Here is a 19906-nt window from a genome sequence, read left to right on the forward strand (position 1 = left end):
GTAGAATACCAATAATCTCAACCAATATAAATATCGAAACTAACGATTTGACTTATATCCAGAACCACCGAGGATAAGGCAAGCGCCACAGCTGCGCGCTTTGCAATCGGAGGCTCGCGGCCATGCATTTCATGTTCATCCTGCTGCAACTGGCCGGCGCCATCATGCTGCTTTTGTGGGCGGTGCGCATGGTCCGCACCGGCGTCGAACGCGCCCATGGCGCGGTGCTGCGCGAGGCGTTGCGTGGCGCGACCAAAGGCCGGCTGAAGGCAGCGACGGCCGGCACCTTGCTCGCCATTCTTTTGCAGAGCGCAACCGCGGTCGCAGTGCTCGCCGCAGGCTTTGCCGCTACGGGCGTCCTGACCGTCTCGGGCGGGCTCGCCGTGATGCTGGGGGCCGATGTCGGCTCGGCACTGGTGGTGCAGGCACTGTCCTTCGACCTCAGCTGGCTGGTGCCACTGTTGTTGTTTTTCGGTGCCACCATGTTCCTCAAATTCGAGGCGCGCATCGTCAAGCAGACCGGGCGCACCTTGCTTGGCATCGCCTTCATCCTGATCTCGCTGCGCATGGTTGGCGATGCGACCGCCCCCATGCGCCACAGCGCGTTGCTGCCGTTGGCCATCGACTATCTCAGAAGCGATCCGGTGACGGCCTTTGGTGCTGCGGCGCTTTTCACCTGGCTGATCCATTCCAGCGTCGCCTCGGTGCTGTTGTTCATGTCGATGGCGGCCCAAGGCGTGCTACCGGCCGAAGTGGCGCTGCCGATGATCCTCGGCGTCAACTTGGGTGCCGGACTCGTTGCCGTCGGCCTGACGCGCGGCCAAGCCATCGAAGCGCGGCGCATTCCGGTCGGCAATCTGATTTTTCGTGCAACGGCTGCAATCGCGATCCTCGTTGCCATGCAGGCGATAGAGATCCCGATGACCTGGTTCGGCGTCAGTGCGGCCCGGCAGGTGGTCAACATGCACCTTGCCTTCAACCTTGCGCTGCTGGTGGTGTGCCTGCCCTTCACCGGGCCGATGGAGCGGCTGATAGCAATGCTTCTGCCCGACGCACCGCACGGTTCGGAGAGCTTCAACCTGATGTCGCGGCGGGTCAGCGCACTCGACCGCACGGTGATCAAGATGCCGAGTGTCGCGCTTGCCAGCGCGACGCGCGAGGTACTGCGCATGGCCGAGGTGGTGGAGATCATGCTGCGCCCGGTGATGGATCTTTTCGATTCCGGCGACCGTACGCGCGTCGAGCAGGTGCGCAAGCTCGACGAGGAGGTCAACCGCGCCCACACCGACATCAAGCTCTACATCGCCGAGGTCAATCGCGGAACGATGACCCAGGAAGAGGCACGGCGCGGCATCGAGCTGACCGACCTGGCCATCAATCTGGAGCATGCCGGCGACATCATCGCCAAGAACCTTTTGGTGCTGGCCCAAGAGAAGAACGACAAGCGGCTGAGCTTTTCCAAGGAAGGTTGGGGCGAGCTGACCACGCTGCACGACCGCGTGCTGGCCAATATGCAGATCGCCATGAACGTGCTGGTGTCGGGCGATCTCGACGCCGCGCGCCAGCTGGTGGTCGAAAAGGAACGCATGCGCAAGCTTGAACGCGATAGCCACGAGCGGCATCTCAAGCGTCTGCAATCGGGCTCGCCGCAAAGTATCGAGACCAGCGACATCCACCTCGAAGCGGTGCGGGCGCTCAAGGAGTTCAACTCCCTTCTGGTCTCGGTCGCCTATCCGATCCTGACCCAGAGCGGCGATCTTCTGGAAAGCCGGCTCGCCAAGACGGCATGACGAAATTGCATGTCATCTAGCCACTATCGTTTCAGCTTATGGATGAATACAAAATAACGATTTTACATATGGATTGCCGGTCAGCAATGTGAAGCCGAACCAGACATCTGAAGACGGCGAGGAGAAAGAAATGCTGTCCGAACACAAGCTTGCGGCTCAAGCCCCCTTCCCGGCACCAGCACTCGGCGAACCCTATCTGCTGACGCCCGGGCCGCTGACGACCTCTTATGCGGTCAAGCAGGCGATGCTTCGCGACTGGGGCTCATGGGACGGCGACTTCCGGGCAATGACAGCCGACATGCGCCAGCGTCTCCTCGCCATGCTCGGCGACGGCAACAGCGACTTCGATTGCGTACCGATGCAAGGCAGCGGCAGCTTCGCCGTCGAGGCAATGCTGGGCTCGTTCGTGCCGCGAGACGGCAAGGTCCTGGTGCTGGTCAACGGCGCCTACGGCCAGCGCATCGTCCAGACGCTCGGCTATCTCGGCCGCGACTGTGTGGCGATCGACAAGGGCGACTACATGCCGCCGCGCGGCGATGAAGTGGCCGCAGCTCTGGATGCCGACCCGGCCATCACCCATGTCATTCTCGTCCACTGCGAAACCAGCTCGGGTATCCTCAACCCGGTCGCCGAGATTTCCGAAGTCGTCTACGCCAAGGGCCGCAAGTTTCTTGTCGACTCGATGAGCGCATTTGGCGCCATCCCCCTCAACGTCAGCGAGATCCGCTACGAAGCGATGGTGTCCTCGGCCAACAAGTGCATCGAAGGCGTGCCCGGCTTCGGCTTCATCATCGCCCGCAAGAGCGAGCTCGAAGCCGCCAAGGGCCGCAGCCATTCGCTCAGCCTCGACGTCCATGCCCAGTGGGCGCACATGAACAAGACCGGCCAGTGGCGCTACACCCCACCGACCCATGTGGTCGCCGCCTTCCTCGAGGCGCTGCGCCAGCATGAGATCGAAGGCGGCGTCGCCGGCCGCGGCGCGCGCTACGCCAGAAACCGCGACGTCATGGTAGCAGGCATGCGCGAGCTGGGCTTCGAAACCTTACTCAAGGACCGCTGGCTGTCGCCGATCATCGTCACTTTCTTCTGCCCCGCCCATCCCGATTTCGCCTTCGACCGCTTCTATGAGCTGATGAAGGAAAAAGGCTTCATCATCTATCCAGGCAAGCTGACGGTAGCTGACAGTTTCCGCGTCGGCTGCATCGGGCAGATGGACGAGCATGTCATGCGCAAGGTGGTCGAGGCCGCCGGCCAGTCGCTCAGCGAAATGGGCGTCGACACAGCGGCTCCTCCCGCGACCGCCATCGCCGAGCGCGCCAAGCTCGCCGCCTGAACAAAGATTTAAAGGAACTCCCCATGAACAAGATGACCACGATCAACGTCAGCGCCAACGGCCGCACTTACGAATGGCCGCGCGTGCCGGCGATTGCCATTTGCCTCGACGGCTGCGAGCCGGCCTATCTCGACGAGGCGATCAAAGCTGGCCTGATGCCGTCGCTGGTGAAGATCCGCGCCAAGGGCACCGAGCGTACCGCCCACAGCGTCATCCCGAGCTTCACCAACCCCAACAATCTGTCGATCGCCACCGGCCGCCCGCCTGCCGTGCACGGCATCTGCGGCAACTATCTCTATGAGCGCGAGACCGGCAAGGAAGTGATGATGAACGACCCGCGCTTCCTGCGCGCGCCGACCGTCTTCCAGGCCTTCTACGATGCAGGCGCGCGCGTTGCCGTGGTCACCGCCAAGGACAAGCTGCGCGCCCTGCTCGGCAGTGGCCTGAAGTTCGACGACGGCCGCGCCATCTGCTTTTCTTCGGAAAAGTCCGATGTCTCGACCAAGGCCGAGCACGGCATCGACAACGCGTCCGCCTGGCTCGGCAAGCCGGTGCCGGAGGTCTATTCGGCCGAACTGTCGGAGTTCGTCTTTGCCGCCGGCGTCAAGCTACTCAAGGAATTCAAGCCTGACGTGATGTACCTGACCACCACCGACTACGTGCAGCACAAATATGCGCCCGGCGTGCCTCAGGCCAATGCCTTTTACGAGATGTTCGACAAATATCTCGGCGAACTCGACGCGCTGGGCGCGGCCATCGTCATCACCGCCGACCATGGCATGAAGCCCAAGCACAAGTCCGACGGCACTCCTGACGTGGTCTATGTCCAGGACCTGCTCGACGAGTGGCTGGGCAAGGACGCCGCACGCGTCATCTTGCCGATCACCGACCCATATGTCGTCCACCACGGCGCGCTTGGTTCGTTTGCCACCGCCTACCTGCCCGAAGGTGCCGACCAGGCCGGCATCATGAAGCGCCTTGCCGCTATCGAGGGCATCGACGTCGTCATCGACAATGCCACCGCCAGCTCGCGCTTCGAACTGCCAAGCGACCGCATCGGCGACATCGTGCTGGTCTCTTCGGAGAACAAGACGATCGGCACCAGCGAGCATCGCCATGATCTGGCAGCGCTGAACGAGCCGCTGCGCTCGCATGGCGGCCTGACTGAGCAGGCGGTGCCGTTCATCGTCAACCGCAAGCTGCCCAGCCTGCCGAACGAACCGGTGCTGCGCAACTTCGATGCGTTCTATTATGCTGCCATGGCCGCAGCGCTGGCCTGAGGGAGTTGACGATGGTCAAGGCTGAAACGACGTTCAAGGTGCGCCATGAGCCCATGCGCATCGCCGGGCGCAAGGTCGATGCCGATGGTATCGTCAACGTCCACTACCCCTACACCAATGCGGTGATCGGCACGGTGCCGGCGGGGCGTGCCGAGCATGCGCGCCAGGCCTTTGATATCGCCGCCAACTACAAATCGAAGCTGACCCGCTACGAGCGTCAGCAGATATTGTTCCGCACTGCCGAAGCGCTTGCCGCGCGCAAGGAAGAGATCTCCGACATCATCACGCTGGAGCTCGGCATCTCCAAGGCCGACTCCCTCTACGAGGTTGGCCGCGCTTATGATGTGTTCACGCTGTCGGCGCAGATGTGCATCCAGGACGACGGCCAGATCTTTTCCTGCGACCTGACCCCGCACGGCAAGGCACGGAAAATCTTCACCACGCGTGAGCCGCTGAAGGCGATCTCGGCGATCACGCCGTTCAACCATCCGCTCAACATGGTGTCGCACAAAGTGGCACCCGCAATTGCCACCAACAATTGCGTGGTGGTCAAGCCGACCGAACTCACCCCGATGACGGCACTGATCCTCGCAGACATCCTCTACGAGGCCGGCCTGCCGCCCGAGATGCTGTCGGTGGTGACGGGCATGCCGGCCGACATCGGACTGGAGATGATCACCAATGAAAACATCGAGCTGATCACCTTCACCGGCGGTGTGCCGGTCGGCAAGATGATCGCCCGCACCGCCGGCTACAAACGCCAGGTGCTGGAGCTCGGCGGCAACGATCCGCTGATCATCCTCAACGACCTTTCTGATGACGATCTCGCCAAGGCGGCCGATCTGGCGGTGGCTGGCGCCACCAAGAACTCGGGCCAGCGCTGCACCGCGGTCAAGCGCATCCTGTGCCAGGAAAGCGTGGCCGACCGCTTCGTCCCGATGGTGCTCGAACGCGCCAAGAAGCTCAGGTTTGGCGACCCAATGGACCGGTCGACCGATCTCGGCACGGTGGTGCACGAAAAGGCGGCCGCGCTGTTCGAAAGCAGAGTCTACATGGCCGCCGAACAAGGGGCCGAAGTGCTCTATGATCCCGGCCGCAAGGGCGCGCTGTTGCCGCCGATTGTTGTCGACCGCGTGCCGCACACCTCCGAACTGGTGATGGAAGAGACCTTCGGGCCGATCATCCCGATCGTGCGCGCACCTGACAATGACGACGAGCTGATCGCACTGTCCAACTCGACCGCCTTCGGCCTGTCGTCAGGCGTTTGCACCAACGATTTCCGCCGCATGCAAAAATACATCGCAGGGCTTCAGGTCGGCACGGTCAATATCTGGGAAGTCCCGGGATATCGCATCGAGATGTCGCCATTTGGCGGGATCAAGGATTCAGGCAACGGCTACAAGGAAGGCGTCATCGAGGCAATGAAGAGCTTTACCAACGTCAAGACATTCTCGCTGCCATGGTCTTGAGCCGGCAAATCGCATAAGCCTCGATGAGGGAGCGCTTGCGCTCCCTCATTCGCGTCTGGAGGGGAAATGCACTTTTCGAAAGCCTTGGCGCGTCCGTCAGCCGGCGCGACGCAAACCGCTGCCCTCCTCCACATAAAAGTCTGATCGCATGTCCGGTTTCGCGCTTACCATCGTGCTGGTCGCGGCGTTCCTGCACGCGAGCTGGAATGCCGTCGTCAAGGCGGCGAACGACCGCGCCGTCGTGCTTGCCGCCGTCTCCGCCACCCACGCCACACTCGGCACGGTACTGGTCTTGTCGGCACCGTCGCCGTCGATGGAAAGCTGGATCTACATCTTTTTGTCGACCGTCATCCACTTCGGCTACTACATCTTCCTGTTCCAGTCCTACCAGTTCGGCGACCTCAGCCAGGTCTATCCGATTGCGCGCGGACTGGCGCCTGCCCTTGTCGCCTTTGGCGCCTATGTGATGATCGGCGAAACGCTGCCGCCACTCGGCTGGGCCGGGCTCGCGGCAATTACGTTCGGCATCGGCTTCCTGGCTTTCCAGCGGGGTGCCGCGAATGCTGATCCGCGCGCGGTGGGTGCCGCTGCGATCAACGGAGTCCTGATCGCTTCTTATTCGGTCATCGACGGCATAGGCGTGCGCCTGTCCGACAGTCCATTCGGCTATATGGGCTGGCTGTTCCTGCTTGAACTTCCGGTGACATTGTTCGTGCTGTTTCGCCGGCGCGGCGCCACCCACACCATCGATCTGCGCACGGTTGGGCTGGGACTGATCGGCGGGCTCGGCGCTGTCACCGCCTATGGCCTTGTGATCTATGCCAAGACCATCGCGCCGCTMGGCGCGGTGTCGGCGGTGCGGGAATCGAGCGTGATCATCGCGGCGTTGATTGGCCTGTTCATCTTCGGCGAACGGCCCTGGCCGGCGCGCATCGTCTCGGCGGTCATCGTCGCCTGTGGTGTTGTAGCGCTCGCCTTTTCCTGATCGTTTCACCTGTTTGAAACAATGCTGTCACTTGCCTGTCGCACATCTGTGCAGCTCATAAGCTGAGCCTACAGTATCATAAAAAGAATAGATTTTACTTATTGACCCCTCGTTCCCAGTATCAGCCTTGGACGAGGCGCAATCGGGGCAGTCGCGGCACGCGCATCCCTGCTCAGACCTCTCCCAATCAGAACGTGCCAAAGCGATCCAAATGGGAGCCAGATATCCATGAACCAGAAGAAAGCCTTCGTGCTCGCCGCCTTCGCCACGATGATGATGTCGTCGGCGGCATGGGCGGAGACCGAGCTCACAGTCTACACGGCAATCGAAGCCGAAGATCTCAAGCGCTACGCCGAGACATTCAACCAGGACCATCCCGACATCAAGCTCAACTTCATCCGCGACTCCACTGGCGTGGTGACCGCCAAGCTGCTCGCCGAGAAGGACAATCCGCAGGCCGACGTGATCTGGGGTCTGGCCGCGACGTCGCTTCTGGTGCTCAAGGCAGAAGGCATGCTTGAGCCCTACGCGCCCAAGGGCGTGGAACTGCTCAAGCCCCAATATGTCGACAAGGACACGCCTCCGGCATGGGTCGGCATGGACGGCTGGGCCGCCTCGATCTGCTACAACACCGTCGAAGGCGCCAAGCTTGGTCTGACCGCGCCCAAGAGCTGGAAGGACCTGACCAAGCCCGAATACAAGGGCCATGTCGTCATGCCCAACCCGGCATCGTCGGGTACCGGCTATCTCGACGTGTCGAGCTGGATCCAGCTATTCGGTGAAAAGGAAGGCTGGTCCTACATGGACGGTCTGCACCAGAACATCGCCGCCTACACCCATTCCGGCTCCAAGCCCTGCAAGATGGCCGCTGCTGGCGAAACGGTGATCGGTATCTCCTTCGAGTTCCGCGCCGCCAAGTCGAAGGCCGAAGGTGCGCCGATCGACATCATCATTCCTGAGGAAGGCATCGGCTGGGACATGGAAGCCTCGGCGATCGTTGCCGGTACGACGAAAGAGGAAGCGGCCAAGACGTTCATCGACTGGACGGTCACCAAGAAGGCCAACGAGATGTACAATGTCGGCTGGGCGATCGTTGCCATGCCCGGCGTTGCAAAGCCTGTTCCGCACCTGCCCACCAACATCGAAGAAAAGATGATCAAGAACGATTTCGAGTGGGCCGCCAACAACCGCAACGCAATTCTTGCCGAGTGGTCCAAGCGTTACGACTCCAAGTCCGAGCCGAAGAGCTGATCCCGACTTTTGTCCGTTGAACCGGGCGCCGCCACAGGTGGCGCCCGACTCTTACCCTCAAAGCCGGATCATCACGATGAAACACGAAACCCTCGCCGAGCAGCCGCGAACTCCAGTTGACGTGAGCGCCATGACCGCTGCCAGCCTGAACGTGAAGCCCGCCTATCTGCAGATCTCCAATGTCTGGAAGGCCTTCGGCGATTTCCACGCGCTGAAGGACATTTCCCTCGACATCCGCGAGGGCGAGTTCGTCTGTTTCCTCGGTCCCTCCGGCTGCGGCAAGACCACATTGTTGCGCGCAGTTGCCGGCCTCGACCTGCAGACGAGCGGCTCGATCCGCCAGGGTGGCAAGGACGTGTCCACCTTGCCGCCGTCGCAGCGCGACTACGGCATCGTCTTCCAGTCCTATGCGCTGTTCCCCAATCTGACGATTGCCAAGAACATCGCCTTCGGCCTGGAAAACACCAAGCGCCCGCGCGCCGAGATCGAAAGCCGCGTCGCCGAACTGCTCCAGCTTGTCGGCCTGCCCGACCAGGCCAACAAATACCCAGCCCAGCTTTCCGGCGGCCAGCAGCAGCGCATCGCGCTCGCCCGCGCCATCGCCATTTCGCCAGGCCTTCTGCTGCTTGATGAACCGCTCTCGGCGCTCGATGCCAAGGTACGCACGCATCTGCGCCACGAGATCAAGGAACTGCAGCGCAAGCTCGGCGTCACCACCATCATGGTCACCCATGACCAGGAAGAGGCCCTGTCGATGGCCGACCGCATCGTGGTGATGAACCACGGCGTGATCGAGCAGATCGGCTCGCCGACAGAGATCTATCGCCATCCCGCGACGCTATTTGTCGCCGACTTCATCGGCGAGGCCAACAAGTTCAAGGGCAATGCCCAAAAGGGTGCGGTGAGCTTTGGCTCCAAAACCTTCAAATGCGCGGCCCATGGGTTTGACGAAGGCGCACCTGTCATTGCGGCCATCCGCCCAGAGGATGTGATCCCGCACGGGCCCGGCGCCCGTTCTCCGGGTGCACCCGATGTGGTGAAGCAGCCGCAAAACCTGCTCGATGTGACGATCGGCGAAATGGAATTCCTCGGCTCGTTCTGGCGCACGCGGCTGCGTGGCGTCGACCTCGGCGACGAGACGCTCATTGCCGACTTCTCGATCAATGCAGCGCGGCGCCTGACATTGGCGGAGGGTGCTGCTCTTACCGTCGAGCTGCCGGAAGAGCGTCTCTTGATCTACCCCCGGGGAGAATGACATGGCGATGGCAATCGACGCCGTCCTGCCGGCGGGCCGCAAGCTGAAGGTTTCGCTTGACCGGGATGAAATGATCAAGCGCGGCCTGATGGTGGTCATCGCGCTCTATCTCATCGTGGCGCTGGCCGCCCCGCTCTACATCATGCTGTCGAAATCGTTTTCGACCTATAGTTTCGACCTTGCCAGGTTCGAGTTCCAGGTGAGCGACAAGGACGGCAATTGGGGTGCGCCGGTCACCGCTGCGGCCCTCAACGACAAACTCGCGGTCGTTTCGCCGCAGAAGCTTGCGACCAATTCCGATGGCCGCCTGCAAGCGACGACCTTTTTCCCCGATTTCAGCTTCCGCAGCCCGGTGAAATACAAGATCCGCGGCACAACCGAAGATGCTTCTTTCCTCGTCGGCCTGCAGCTGCACAAAGGCACCGAATGGCTTGAGCTCAGCTCCAACGAATTCCGTCGTGTGATGCTTCGACCGGCGCGTGCGATCGGTCTCGAAAACTACTCCACCTATTTCTCGACGCCGACGCTGTTCCGCTCGATCGAAAACTCGGTCTTCATCGCCTTCATCTCCACCATCGTGACAGTCGGGCTGGCCTTCGGCTTCGCTTATGCGCTCAACCGCAGTTGCATGCGTTTCAAGGATGCGTTCAAGCTGGTCGCCATGGTGCCGATCCTGGTGCCGTCGCTGCTGCCCGGCATTGCGCTGATCTATCTGTTCGGCAATCAGGGGCTGCTCAAGGACCTCCTGATGGGGGTGCCTATCTACGGGCCGCTCGGCATCGTCATCGGCTCGGTGTTCTTCGCTTTCCCGCACGCCATGATTATCATTTCGACGGCATTGGCGATCTCCGACCAGCGCCACTATGAGGCGGCCGCCTCGCTGCGCGCCAGCAGCTGGCGCACCTTCTGGACGGTGACCATCCCCGGCGCGCGCTATGGTTTGATTTCGGCGGCCTTTGTCGTCTTTACCCTCGTCATCACCGATTTCGGCCTGCCGAAGGTCATCGGCGGCCAGTTCAACGTGCTCGCCGTCGACATCTACAAGCAGGTCATCGGCCAGCAGAATTTCGAGATGGGCGCGGTCGTTTCGGTGATCCTGCTGATCCCGGCTATCGCCGCCTTCGTCGTCGACCGCATGGTGCAGAAAAAGCAGGTTGCGCTCCTGTCAGCGCGCTCGGTGCCCTATCAGCCGAAGCCGAACCGGCGCTTCGACACGCTTTGCCTGACTTGGTGTTCGCTGATCGCCGTATTCATCCTCGGCATCATGGCAACGAGCCAGCTCGCAGCCCTGGTCAAGCTGTGGCCCTACGATCTCAGCTTCAGCCTCAAGCACTTCGCTTTCGACCGCATGGACGGCGGTGGATGGGGTTCGTACTACAACTCGATCCGGCTTGCAGGCCTCACCGCGATCTTCGGCACCATCATCGTCTTTGTCGGCGCCTATATGGTCGAAAAGACCGAAGGCTTCCGTACAGGACGGTCGGCATTCCAGTTCCTCGCCATRCTGCCCATGGCGGTGCCGGGCATGGTGCTGGGTCTTGCTTACATCTTCTTCTTCAACGACCCAGCCAACCCGCTGCACGCCATCTACGGCACCATGACCATTCTGGTCGTCTGCACCATCACCCACTTCTACACCGTCGGGCACCTGACCGCGCTGACGGCGCTGAAGCAGATCGACCAGGAGTTCGAGCCGGTGGCGGCGTCGCTCAAGCAGCCCTTCTACAAGCTGTTTGCGCGGGTCACGGTACCGGTCTGCTTGCCGGCGATCCTCGACATCTTGATCTACCTGTTCGTCAACGCCATGACGACGGTGTCGGCTGTGGTGTTCCTCTATTCGAAGGACACCGCACTGGCTTCGGTCGCCGTGCTCAACATGGACGACGCCGGCGACGTGGCACCGGCAGCGGCCATGGCAATGATGATCTTCTACACCAACGCCGCAGCCCGCCTGATCCACCTGTTCCTGTCGAAAGTGCTGATCACCCGCACCCAGGCCTGGCGGCAGCGGTAGGGATCACGGCTTGACCCGATCGGGATGAGCCTTGGCGAAGGCATCGAGGCCTTCGCAACGTCCGGCGATGTCGAGGACGCGCGGTAGCGCCGAGAGATCGATGTTCCAGCGGCGCGCGTTGTAGACCTGCGGTACCAGGCAGAAATCGGCCATGCCAGGCGTGTCGCCATGGCAGAATTTGCCGGTCTCGGGATGATCGAGCAATTTCTCGAAGGCTGTCATGCCATCGCCGATGAATTTCTGCATCCAGGCATCGCGCGGCGCCTCGCCGTCGCTTGTGACCCGCATCAGCTCGGCGACCACGCCGGTGTTGCAGACCGCATGGATTTCCATGGCAATCGCATAAGACAGCTGGCGCACGCGCTGGCGCCCGACCGGGTCGGCAGGCAGGAAGCCGGCATGGCGTGTTTCATCGAGATATTCGATGATCGCCAGCGACTGGGTGAAGGCGTGGCCGTCGATCTCCAGCACCGGCACCAGCCCTTGCGGGTTGCGCGCCAGATGCTCCGATGATTTCTGGCCCCTGGCCAGCAGGTCGACGGACACAGAACGAAACTCCTGCCCGAGCATGTTGAGCGCGATGCGCACGCGGTAGCTCGCCGACGAGCGCCAGTAGTCGAACAGGACGGCGTCGGTCATCGTGGCTCAGGCCTTTTCGTATCGGGTCACGGTCTGTTCGATAGCCCCGAATATCGAATGGCCATCGGCATCGTCCATCTCGATACGGACCTGGTCGCCGAACTTCAAGAATGGTGTGACGGGCGCACCTGTCTCGATGGTTTCTATGGTCCTGATCTCGGCGATGCAGGAATAGCCAGCACCTCCTGCCGAGATCGCCTTGCCCGCGCCGCCGTCGAGCTTATTGGACACAGTGCCCGAACCGATGATGGTACCAGCACACAATGGCCGGGTCTTGGCGGCATGGGCGACCAGCGTTGGGAAATCAAAGGTCATGTCGATGCCGGCATTCGCGCGGCCAAAGGCCTTGTCGTTGACGCCCACGAGCAACGGCAAATGCAGCTTGCCGCCATGCCAGGCATCGCCCAGCTCGTCCGGCGACACCGCCACCGGCGAGAACGCCGTGGAGGGCTTCGACTGGTAAAAGCCGAAACCCTTGGCGAGTTCGGCCGGGATCAGCCCGCGCAGCGACACGTCATTGACCAGCATGACCAGCCGGATCGCCGCATGCGCCTCGTCGCGGGTCGCGCCCATCGGCACGTCATCCACGATGACCGCCACTTCGCCTTCGAGATCGATGCCCCAGGCTTCGTCGGCCATCTCGATTGGATCGCGGGGCCCAAGAAACGCGTCCGAGCCGCCCTGATAGATCAGCGGGTCGGTCCAGAAGCTYGCCGGCATCTCGGCGCCCCGGGCCTTTCGCACCAGCTCGACATGGTTCACATAGGCCGAGCCRTCRGCYCAYTGRTAGGCGCGCGGCAAGGGTGAGGCGGCATCATGTTCGTGGAAGCGCAGGGTCGGCTGGCTGCCGGTCTCTATGCCCTCGGCGACAAGGGCTAGGCGCGGGCCGACATGGGCCCAGTCGTCGAGTGCCGCCTGCAAGGTGCGGGCAATGTGGCCAACTTCCGAGCAGCGGGTCAGGTCTTTCGAAACGACGACAAGGCGGCCGTCGCGGGTAGAATCTTTCAGTGTCGCGAGTTTCATGGTGTTCCCGTCTTCACTTGATGCCAGGTGTGCCGTCGAATTTGCGTTCGAGACCATCCCAGCAATCGATGTAATTGTCCTGCAAAGTTTCCAGCTCGGCGGCGAATTTGGTCAGCTGCTGGGGAAATCGCGTCTCGAACATGAAAGCCATTGTGTGGTCGAGCTTGACCGGCTTGAGCTCGCCGTTCGACGCTTTTTCAAAGCCCATGGCGTCAGGCCCGTGCGGCAGCATCATGTTGTGCAGGCTCATGCCGCCCGGCACGAAGCCCTCCTCCTTGGCGTCGTACTGGCCGTAGATCAGGCCCATGAACTCGCTCATGATGTTGCGGTGATACCAGGGCGGGCGGAAGCTGTGCTCGGCCACCAGCCAGCGCGGCGGGAAGATGACAAAGTCGACGTTGGCCGTGCCCGCTTCTTCCGTCGGGGCCGTCAGCACCGTGAAGATCGACGGGTCGGGGTGGTCAAACAGGATCGCKCCGACCGGCGAAAAGGTGCGCAGATCATATTTGAACGGCGCATAGTTGCCGTGCCAGGCGACCACATCGAGCGGCGAATGGCCGATCTCGGTGACATGGAACTTGCCGCACCATTTAACGAGCACGCGGCAAGGCGTTTCCTTGTCTTCATAGGCTGCGGTCGGCGTCTTGAAGTCGCGCGGATTGGCCAGGCAATTGGCCCCGATCGGGCCACGGTCGGGCATGGTGAATTTGGCGCCGTAATTCTCGCAGATGTAGCCGCGCCGCGTCTCGCCCTCGCCGAGCAGCGAAACCTTGAACATCATGCCGCGCGGGATCAGGCAAATCTCCGACGGCTCGACATCAATGATGCCCATTTCGGTGAAGATGCGGATCGATCCCACCTCGGGCACGATCAGCAATTCGCCATCGGCATTGAAGAAATAGTCGTCGGCCATGTCGTCGTTGAAGGCGTAGACATGCGCTGCCATCCCGACCTGGGTCATCGCGTCGCCCGCCGTCGTCATGGTGCGGATGCCCTGGATGAAGTTGAGCTTCTCCTTGGGCTGAGGCAGCGGGCCCCAGCGCAACTGGCCGAGCGCGAGCGAATGATCGTCAAGGCAAGGGGCAGTCTTCCAGTGCGGGTAGCTCGCGGCTGAAAAACGCTTGGTGTGGCGCACGCTTGGGCGGATGCGGTAGAGCCAGGAGCGCTCGTTGGTGCCGCGCGGCGCGGTAAAGGGCGAGCCTGAAAGCTGCTCGGCATAGAGGCCGTAGTTGCACTTTTGCGGGCTGTTCTGACCCTGCGGCAGAGCGCCAGGCAGCGCCTCGGTCTCGAAGTCGTTGCCGAAGCCGGGCATGTATTTCACATCGGTGGCAGCGGCCACCTGCTTTTCGGTTTTGTCCAGCATGGCTTGCACCTCCCGTGAGCACATGAGATCGTCGAATTGGTTGCAATTGTAACCGTCGATTTTGTAACTATCAAAGGCTGTTCGATGCCCGCGCCCTTCGATCTCGAGAGCTTCCTGCCCTATCGGCTCAACCGCGCAGCCGAGCTGATCAGCCTGAGCTTCGCACGCGAATACAAACAGCGCTACCAGATCACGCGGCCAGAGTGGCGCACGCTGGCTGCCCTTGGCAGCGTTGGAAAAATGACGGCGACCGAGGTCGGGGTACATTCCAACATGCACAAGACCAAGGTCAGCCGCGCCGTGCGTGCGCTCGAACAGCGCCGCTGGCTGAAACGCACGGAGGACGATGCCGACCGGCGGGTCGAGCATCTAGAGCTGACTGCGCTGGGCCAGAAGAGCTACCGAGAGATTGCAGCACTTGCCCGCAGCTATCAGGCGAGCCTTGAGCAAACGCTTGGCCACGGCGCGATTGAGAGCATCGAAGCGGGGTTGGCGGATGTCGAGCAGGCGCTACTGGCGGGACCTCGCAAGAGGCGCTGATATCAGCCGATCGGCAGCGCCCCGAACTGCTTGAGCGTGGTCAGCACGATCGATGTCTTGACGTGCTGCACGGCGTCATGCGGCAACAGCACCTCGTTGACGAAGCGCGACAGGTCGGAGAGCCCGCGCACCACGACCTTCAGGTGATAGTCCATCTCGCCGGTCAACGAATAGGCCTCCAGCACTTCGGGCAGGTCGTTGACCAGACGGGCGAAGCGCTGGGCATTGTCGCGGTTGTGGGTAGCCAGCGTCACGGAGATGACCACGAGGAGGTCGAGCCCCAGCTTCTCCCGATCCAACATCGCCTGATAGCCGCGAATGAAACCGTCAGCCTCCAGCCGAACGCGACGGCGGGAGCACTGCGAGGCCGACAGGGCGATCTTTTCCGATAGCTCGTTGTTGGTTAGCCGCCCATCGCGCTGCAGCTCGCGCAGGATCTTGAGGTCGAACTGGTCGAGACCGTCACCCATTGCATGCTTCTCCACTTCCGTGCGCGTTTCATGCATAGATCGGTCCATATGGCATAAGAATGCAAGCACATTGCATCGAATAGGGAGCACAATACGCGTCACCTAATTTTGAGGAGGAATTTGCATGGGTCCGTTTCCGCACGATGCGCCGCCGGCCAGGATCAGCGCCGACAACCCCGCTGGCACCGACGGATTCGAATTCGTTGAATTCGCCCATCCCGAGCCGGAGAAGCTCGAAGAGCTGTTCGCCCGCATGGGCTATGTGCCAGTTGCACGTCACAAGACCAAGAACATCACCGTCTGGCGCCAGGGCGACATCAACTACCTGATCAATGCCGAGCCAGGCAGCCATGCCATGCGCTTCGTGGGCGAGCACGGCCCTTGTGCCGCATCGATGGCCTGGCGGGTGGTTGATGCCAAGCATGCCTTCGATCATGCGGTTTTGAAGGGGGCTGAGCCCTACACCGGCGACGACAAGGCGCTCGACGTACCGGCGATAGTCGGAATCGGCGGGTCGCTGCTCTACTTCGTCGACAAATATGGCGCGAAGGGCTCGACATATGCGGCGGAATTCGACTGGCTTGGCAAAGCCGATCCGAAGCCCGCAGGTGTCGGCTTCTACTTCCTCGATCACCTCACCCACAATGTCTATCGCGGCAACATGGACAAGTGGTGGGACTTCTACCGCGAGCTGTTCGGCTTCAAGCAGATCCACTTCTTCAATATCGACGGCCGCATCACCGGCCTGGTGAGCCGCGCGATCACCTCGCCCTGCGGCAAGATCCGCATCCCGCTGAACGAGTCCAAGGACGACACCAGCCAGATCGAGGAATATCTGCGGAAGTACAAGGGCGAAGGCATCCAGCACATCGCCGTTGGCACCGACGACATCTACAGCTCAACCGACAGGATCGCCGACAAGGGCCTGAAGTTCATGCCCGGCCCGCCCGACACCTATTACGAGCTGTCGCACACCCGCGTGCATGGCCATGAAGAGCCGATCGAACGGATGAAGAAATACGGCATCCTGATCGACGGCGAAGGCGTGGTCGATGGCGGCATGACCAAGATCCTGCTGCAGATATTCWCCAAGACSGTGATCGGRCCGATCTTCTTYGAGYTYATCCAGCGCAAGGGCGAYSAAGGCTTCGGCGAGGGCAACTTCCGCGCCCTGTTCGAGTCGATCGAAGAAGACCAGATCCGGCGCGGCGCGATCTCCAATAACGCGGCGGCCTGAGCATAAAAGGCCCGGCTTCGACGAGAAGCCGGGCCTCAGGTCGCGCGCTGCGTCGTGGCAGCCTGAATACGCGCCCGGCGATAGGCATCCGGGATCGACAGCGCCCAGACGAACAGCCCGCCGGCATGGCGGCCGATGAAGCTCTGGTCGGGCGTGGTCGTGGCGTAAGTGATCACCGAAAACAAAACGACGAAGAAGGCGAAGGCGAGCCCGCGCGTGGCATCGCGCGCAGCGACATGCCCTGCCCCTGGCAAAACGATCGCCAGCGCCAGCACGATATAGGGGTTGATCGGCTTGGACATGGGAACCTCAGGCAGCTTCGTAGGTGTGGATTGCGGCTTCCGCTTCGGCAAACACCTCGCTCAGCGCGTTTGCCTCGGCAATGGCCAGGCTGACGAGTTCGGGCGAAATCGCAGTTAGCGGAAAACGGATCTGCCGCAGCAGAAGATGCGCGCCGGGCTCGCCTTGAGCGGCCTGGCGGATGATGCGGGTGCCACGCGGCGTGATGACGGCTTCCTTGATTTGCGGGTCGGCGAACAGGTTGCGAAACAGGGCCGAAACGCGCTCGACCTGCCAGGATGTTGCGCTGCCGTCACCGCGCATCAAAAGTGAGGCTTCGGTCTGTGGCGGGGTCATCCATTCCGCCATGTCGTGGACCAGCGAATAATATTCCGCGCCGGTCGGACGGGCGAGTGCGCCGATCGTCGGCCGTTTCAACGCTCCGGTTTCGCTCAAGGTCACCCTCAGCCACAGCTGGGGCAGCCGGCGGAAAACCATGGTGTCGACGATGAGCTCGACCTTGGCCTGGCGGCCATCGTCGAGGCGGCCGACAAGGGTCGGGAAATGATCAGGGCCGAAGGTGATGTGGGCATTGGCAAATAGCGCTGCCGAGTCATCGAGCAAGCCGTGGCGCTGGGCCAGCGCCGAGCGGTGCTCGCTCAGCGCACGAGTGCCCATCCAGCCGCAGCAGATGACGGCAAAGGCCGAAAGGGCGATCGTGGTGATCATTCGAGGCGCCTTGTTAAGTGAGAGACGGCGCGGGTTTGCGCCGCCTCTCCTGGCATGGTCAGTAGCCGACCGGCTTCGGCCAAGGCATGGTGAACTGGTCGCCGCGGCGCACGAACTGGTAGCGGCGGAAGTGGAACCAGAGCGATGCCACGATGTAGAAGCACATCATCGCACTGAGCTGCGTGCCATAGCCGAGGAACACGGCGAAATAGGCGGTCGAGCACAGGATCAGCAGGACGATCGTCGGCAGCGGGTGGAACGGATGGACATAGCCGCGCTTGATGGTGTCGAGCGGCCACTTGTTGCGGAACATCACCATGTTGAAGGTCATGAAGGTGTAGCCGAGCAGGCCCGACAGGATCGAGAAAGTGACGACCTGGTCGAGCGGTGCGCCGAGCGCGAAGATGAGCGCGATCGGAACCAGAAAGACGATGGCGCGGTACGGCGTGCGGTAGACTGGGTGCACGGCACCGAACCAGCTCGGCAGGTAGCGATCGCGACCCATCGAGAACCAGGCGCGCGAGGCGTCGTTGATGCAGCCATTCGCCGAGGCGAGCGTTGCAAAGGCGGTGCCGACGAAGAGCAGGACCATCAGCGGTGTGCTGCCGGTGACGCGAGCGGCGTCGAACAGCGGGGTGCCGGCCTGGCCGAGATATTCCCACGGGATGAGGCCCGAACAGACATACCAGGTCATGGTCGCCGCGATCAGCAGCGTCATGATGCCGGCCATGGTGCCGTACGGCAGCGAACGCGCCGGCGAGCGCACTTCCTCTGCCGCCTGGCAAGTTCCCTCGATGCCGAGATAGTACCACAGGCCGAAGTGAAGCGCGGCGACGATGCCGACCCAGCCGTAAGGCAGCGGATCGGTGGTAACAGCCGAGAAGTCGAGCGGCACGTTGGATGCGCCGAACTGCACCGAGATGAACAGCGTGATGATGGCCACGAACGCGACGGCGGTGATGACCAGGTTGAAGGTCAGCGTCGCAAGCACACCGCGATAGTTGAGCCACGCCAGAAACATGATGGCGAGGATGATGAAGGGGTGCTGGTTGAGCCCGGTATGGCCCTGCATGCCGGCGACGGTGTCGAGCAAGAAGCCGACGGTGATCGCGTTGGCTGCTTCGAGCATGGTGTAGGCCATGACCAGAAACAGGCCGACATTGAAGGCCATGAGCGGGCCGACGATATGCTTGGCCTGGGCGTACTGGCCGCCGGCCGCGGCAACCGTCGAGGTCACCTCGGAGTCGATCATGGCGACGCAAGTATAGAGCAGTCCCGCGACCCAGCAGGCGATCAGGCCAGCAATCATGCCGCCTTTGCCGACCGAGAAATTCCAGCCCATATATTCGCCGACCAGAACGATGCCGACGCCTAGTGCCCAAATATGGGCGGGACCAAGCACGCGCAGCAGCTGAAGCCGTTCAGGCTCCGCCGCAGTGGATGTAACATTTGCCATCGTCGTCCCCTCAGATCTCGTGGCGTTCTGCGGTCGCCTCGATCTCGCCTTCGCGAGAGGAGATCAGCAGTTCGTTGTCATAAGTCGTATCGATGCGGACGAGGTCGATGAGCATCAGCACGCCGAACATGGCTGACAGCGCCCAGGCCACATATTCAAGGATGTTCCAGGTATCCATTGTGGCCTCTCCCTAGTGCTTCTTGTTGCCGAAGCGTTCTTCGATGACTTCGCGGTATTCCTTGTCGGATAATCGCACGACCATGACGAAGTAGCCGATGACCAGCACGACCATGACGACAAGCGCGACCCAGCTGAAGCTGTAGTCGAACCGCGCTGTGATGATGTCATTGGCGGCTGCCGGGTCGGTGATGCCAAGGGCCGCCCATTGCTGCTGCTCGGCGGCGTTCTGGCCAAGCGCTTCCCAGGTCGGATTGGCGATCGGGTTTGGCACTTTGACCGCGCCGGCGAGGCCCAGATAGAGCGGAATATAGAGCGCGCCGATGGTCAGCACGAGCAAGGTCACGACGTCGAAAATCTGGCCGGCGAGGCCCTGTTTCGGAGGTTTGTAAGCCATTGTCCGCTCCTTAGCCGCGACGCCGGCGCATCTCGTCGAGATGMTTGATGTCGAGGCCATAGATGAAGTGTTTGTCTTCGACGTAGTGGCGCAGCATGGCGACGATGGCCGCCGTGTTGAATGTCAGCACCAGGGCGCAGGCAATCGACAAGATGACGCGGATGGCCGGGATCGAGATGTAGGACCAGATGTTGAACAGCGCGAACAACATGGTGCACC

The 19906-nt window shown here is 61.8% G+C and carries 19 protein-coding genes and 1 pseudogene; 10 read left to right on the forward strand and 10 right to left on the reverse strand.

Annotation, left to right across the window (positions count from 1 at the left end; translation table 11 throughout):
- The first annotated feature begins 122 nt into the window (after positions 1-122).
- The 8 genes from AC1DWF_RS15330 to AC1DWF_RS15365 all read left to right on the forward strand — a co-directional run bounded on the left by AC1DWF_RS15330 (position 123) and on the right by AC1DWF_RS15365 (position 11377).
- Entirely contained in the window at positions 123-1790 is a 1668-nt protein-coding gene (locus tag AC1DWF_RS15330; RefSeq protein ID WP_476784498.1) for a Na/Pi cotransporter family protein, read from the forward strand.
- 130 nt (positions 1791-1920) lie between these two features.
- On the forward strand, positions 1921-3123 hold the full coding sequence (locus AC1DWF_RS15335) for a 2-aminoethylphosphonate--pyruvate transaminase (protein WP_476789338.1): 1203 nt from the start codon (positions 1921-1923) through the stop codon (positions 3121-3123).
- Between the two features lie 23 nt (positions 3124-3146).
- Positions 3147-4403 carry a phosphonoacetate hydrolase gene (gene phnA / locus AC1DWF_RS15340; protein ID WP_476789337.1) on the forward strand — a complete coding sequence of 419 codons (1257 nt, stop codon included), beginning with the start codon at positions 3147-3149 and terminating at the stop codon, positions 4401-4403.
- Between the two features lie 11 nt (positions 4404-4414).
- Positions 4415-5872 carry a phosphonoacetaldehyde dehydrogenase gene (phnY, locus tag AC1DWF_RS15345; RefSeq protein ID WP_476784501.1) on the forward strand — a complete coding sequence of 486 codons (1458 nt, stop codon included), beginning with the start codon at positions 4415-4417 and terminating at the stop codon, positions 5870-5872.
- A gap of 148 nt (positions 5873-6020) precedes the next feature.
- Positions 6021-6857: an EamA family transporter gene (locus AC1DWF_RS15350; RefSeq protein ID WP_476784502.1), complete on the forward strand. Its 837-nt coding sequence runs from the start codon at positions 6021-6023 to the stop codon at positions 6855-6857.
- 228 nt (positions 6858-7085) lie between these two features.
- Positions 7086-8108, forward strand: a complete 1023-nt coding sequence (locus tag AC1DWF_RS15355; RefSeq protein WP_476804458.1) for a putative 2-aminoethylphosphonate ABC transporter substrate-binding protein — start codon at positions 7086-7088, stop codon at positions 8106-8108.
- Positions 8109-8184: 76 nt separating this feature from the next.
- Complete coding sequence (locus AC1DWF_RS15360) at positions 8185-9363, forward strand: putative 2-aminoethylphosphonate ABC transporter ATP-binding protein (protein ID WP_476789335.1); 1179 nt, start codon at positions 8185-8187, stop codon at positions 9361-9363.
- A 1-nt stretch (position 9364) separates the two neighbouring features.
- Positions 9365-11377 carry a putative 2-aminoethylphosphonate ABC transporter permease subunit gene (locus AC1DWF_RS15365; RefSeq protein ID WP_476841807.1) on the forward strand — a complete coding sequence of 671 codons (2013 nt, stop codon included), beginning with the start codon at positions 9365-9367 and terminating at the stop codon, positions 11375-11377.
- A gap of 3 nt (positions 11378-11380) precedes the next feature.
- Here AC1DWF_RS15365 and maiA read toward each other — a convergent pair whose 3' ends face one another.
- The 3 genes from maiA to hmgA are packed head-to-tail and all read right to left on the reverse strand — an operon-like array spanning position 11381 to position 14402.
- Positions 11381-12016 carry a maleylacetoacetate isomerase gene (gene maiA / locus AC1DWF_RS15370; protein WP_476785436.1) on the reverse strand — a complete coding sequence of 212 codons (636 nt, stop codon included), beginning with the start codon at positions 12014-12016 and terminating at the stop codon, positions 11381-11383.
- Between the two features lie 6 nt (positions 12017-12022).
- On the reverse strand, positions 12023-13039 hold the full coding sequence (locus tag AC1DWF_RS15375) for a fumarylacetoacetate hydrolase family protein (RefSeq protein WP_476841808.1): 1017 nt from the start codon (positions 13037-13039) through the stop codon (positions 12023-12025).
- Positions 13040-13052: 13 nt separating this feature from the next.
- A complete protein-coding gene (hmgA, locus tag AC1DWF_RS15380; protein WP_476788035.1) occupies positions 13053-14402 on the reverse strand; it encodes a homogentisate 1,2-dioxygenase in 1350 nt (449 codons plus the stop codon).
- Between the two features lie 84 nt (positions 14403-14486).
- On the opposite strand from hmgA, the gene AC1DWF_RS15385 reads away from it, so the two are divergent.
- A complete protein-coding gene (locus tag AC1DWF_RS15385; protein WP_476787440.1) occupies positions 14487-14942 on the forward strand; it encodes a MarR family winged helix-turn-helix transcriptional regulator in 456 nt (151 codons plus the stop codon).
- A gap of 2 nt (positions 14943-14944) precedes the next feature.
- Here AC1DWF_RS15385 and AC1DWF_RS15390 read toward each other — a convergent pair whose 3' ends face one another.
- Positions 14945-15412 (reverse strand): Lrp/AsnC family transcriptional regulator, encoded by a 468-nt coding sequence (locus AC1DWF_RS15390; RefSeq protein WP_476788036.1) that lies wholly within the window; start codon positions 15410-15412, stop codon positions 14945-14947.
- Positions 15413-15536: 124 nt separating this feature from the next.
- On the opposite strand from AC1DWF_RS15390, the gene hppD reads away from it, so the two are divergent.
- Positions 15537-16649, forward strand: a complete 1113-nt coding sequence (gene hppD, locus AC1DWF_RS15395; protein ID WP_476841809.1) for a 4-hydroxyphenylpyruvate dioxygenase — start codon at positions 15537-15539, stop codon at positions 16647-16649.
- Positions 16650-16684: 35 nt separating this feature from the next.
- Here the strand turns inward: hppD and AC1DWF_RS15400 are convergent, their stop codons facing one another.
- The 6 genes and pseudogenes from AC1DWF_RS15400 to AC1DWF_RS15425 all read right to left on the reverse strand — a co-directional run.
- Positions 16685-16951 carry a hypothetical protein gene (locus AC1DWF_RS15400; protein WP_476786851.1) on the reverse strand — a complete coding sequence of 89 codons (267 nt, stop codon included), beginning with the start codon at positions 16949-16951 and terminating at the stop codon, positions 16685-16687.
- Between the two features lie 7 nt (positions 16952-16958).
- Positions 16959-17657, reverse strand: coding sequence for a hypothetical protein (locus AC1DWF_RS15405; protein ID WP_476786850.1), 699 nt, complete (start codon positions 17655-17657; stop codon positions 16959-16961).
- Positions 17658-17715: 58 nt separating this feature from the next.
- The gene (locus AC1DWF_RS15410) at positions 17716-19113 is read right to left on the reverse strand and encodes an APC family permease (protein ID WP_476788037.1); all 1398 of its coding nucleotides are present in this window, start codon (positions 19111-19113) and stop codon (positions 17716-17718) included.
- A 10-nt stretch (positions 19114-19123) separates the two neighbouring features.
- Entirely contained in the window at positions 19124-19291 is a 168-nt protein-coding gene (locus tag AC1DWF_RS15415; RefSeq protein WP_476788038.1) for a hypothetical protein, read from the reverse strand.
- A gap of 12 nt (positions 19292-19303) precedes the next feature.
- Positions 19304-19687 (reverse strand): hypothetical protein, encoded by a 384-nt coding sequence (locus tag AC1DWF_RS15420; RefSeq protein ID WP_476788039.1) that lies wholly within the window; start codon positions 19685-19687, stop codon positions 19304-19306.
- Between the two features lie 10 nt (positions 19688-19697).
- Positions 19698-19906 (reverse strand): annotated as a pseudogene (locus tag AC1DWF_RS15425) (hypothetical protein); the annotation flags it as partial.

It is taken from the genome of Aminobacter sp. P4_D5 (genome assembly GCF_056401815.1).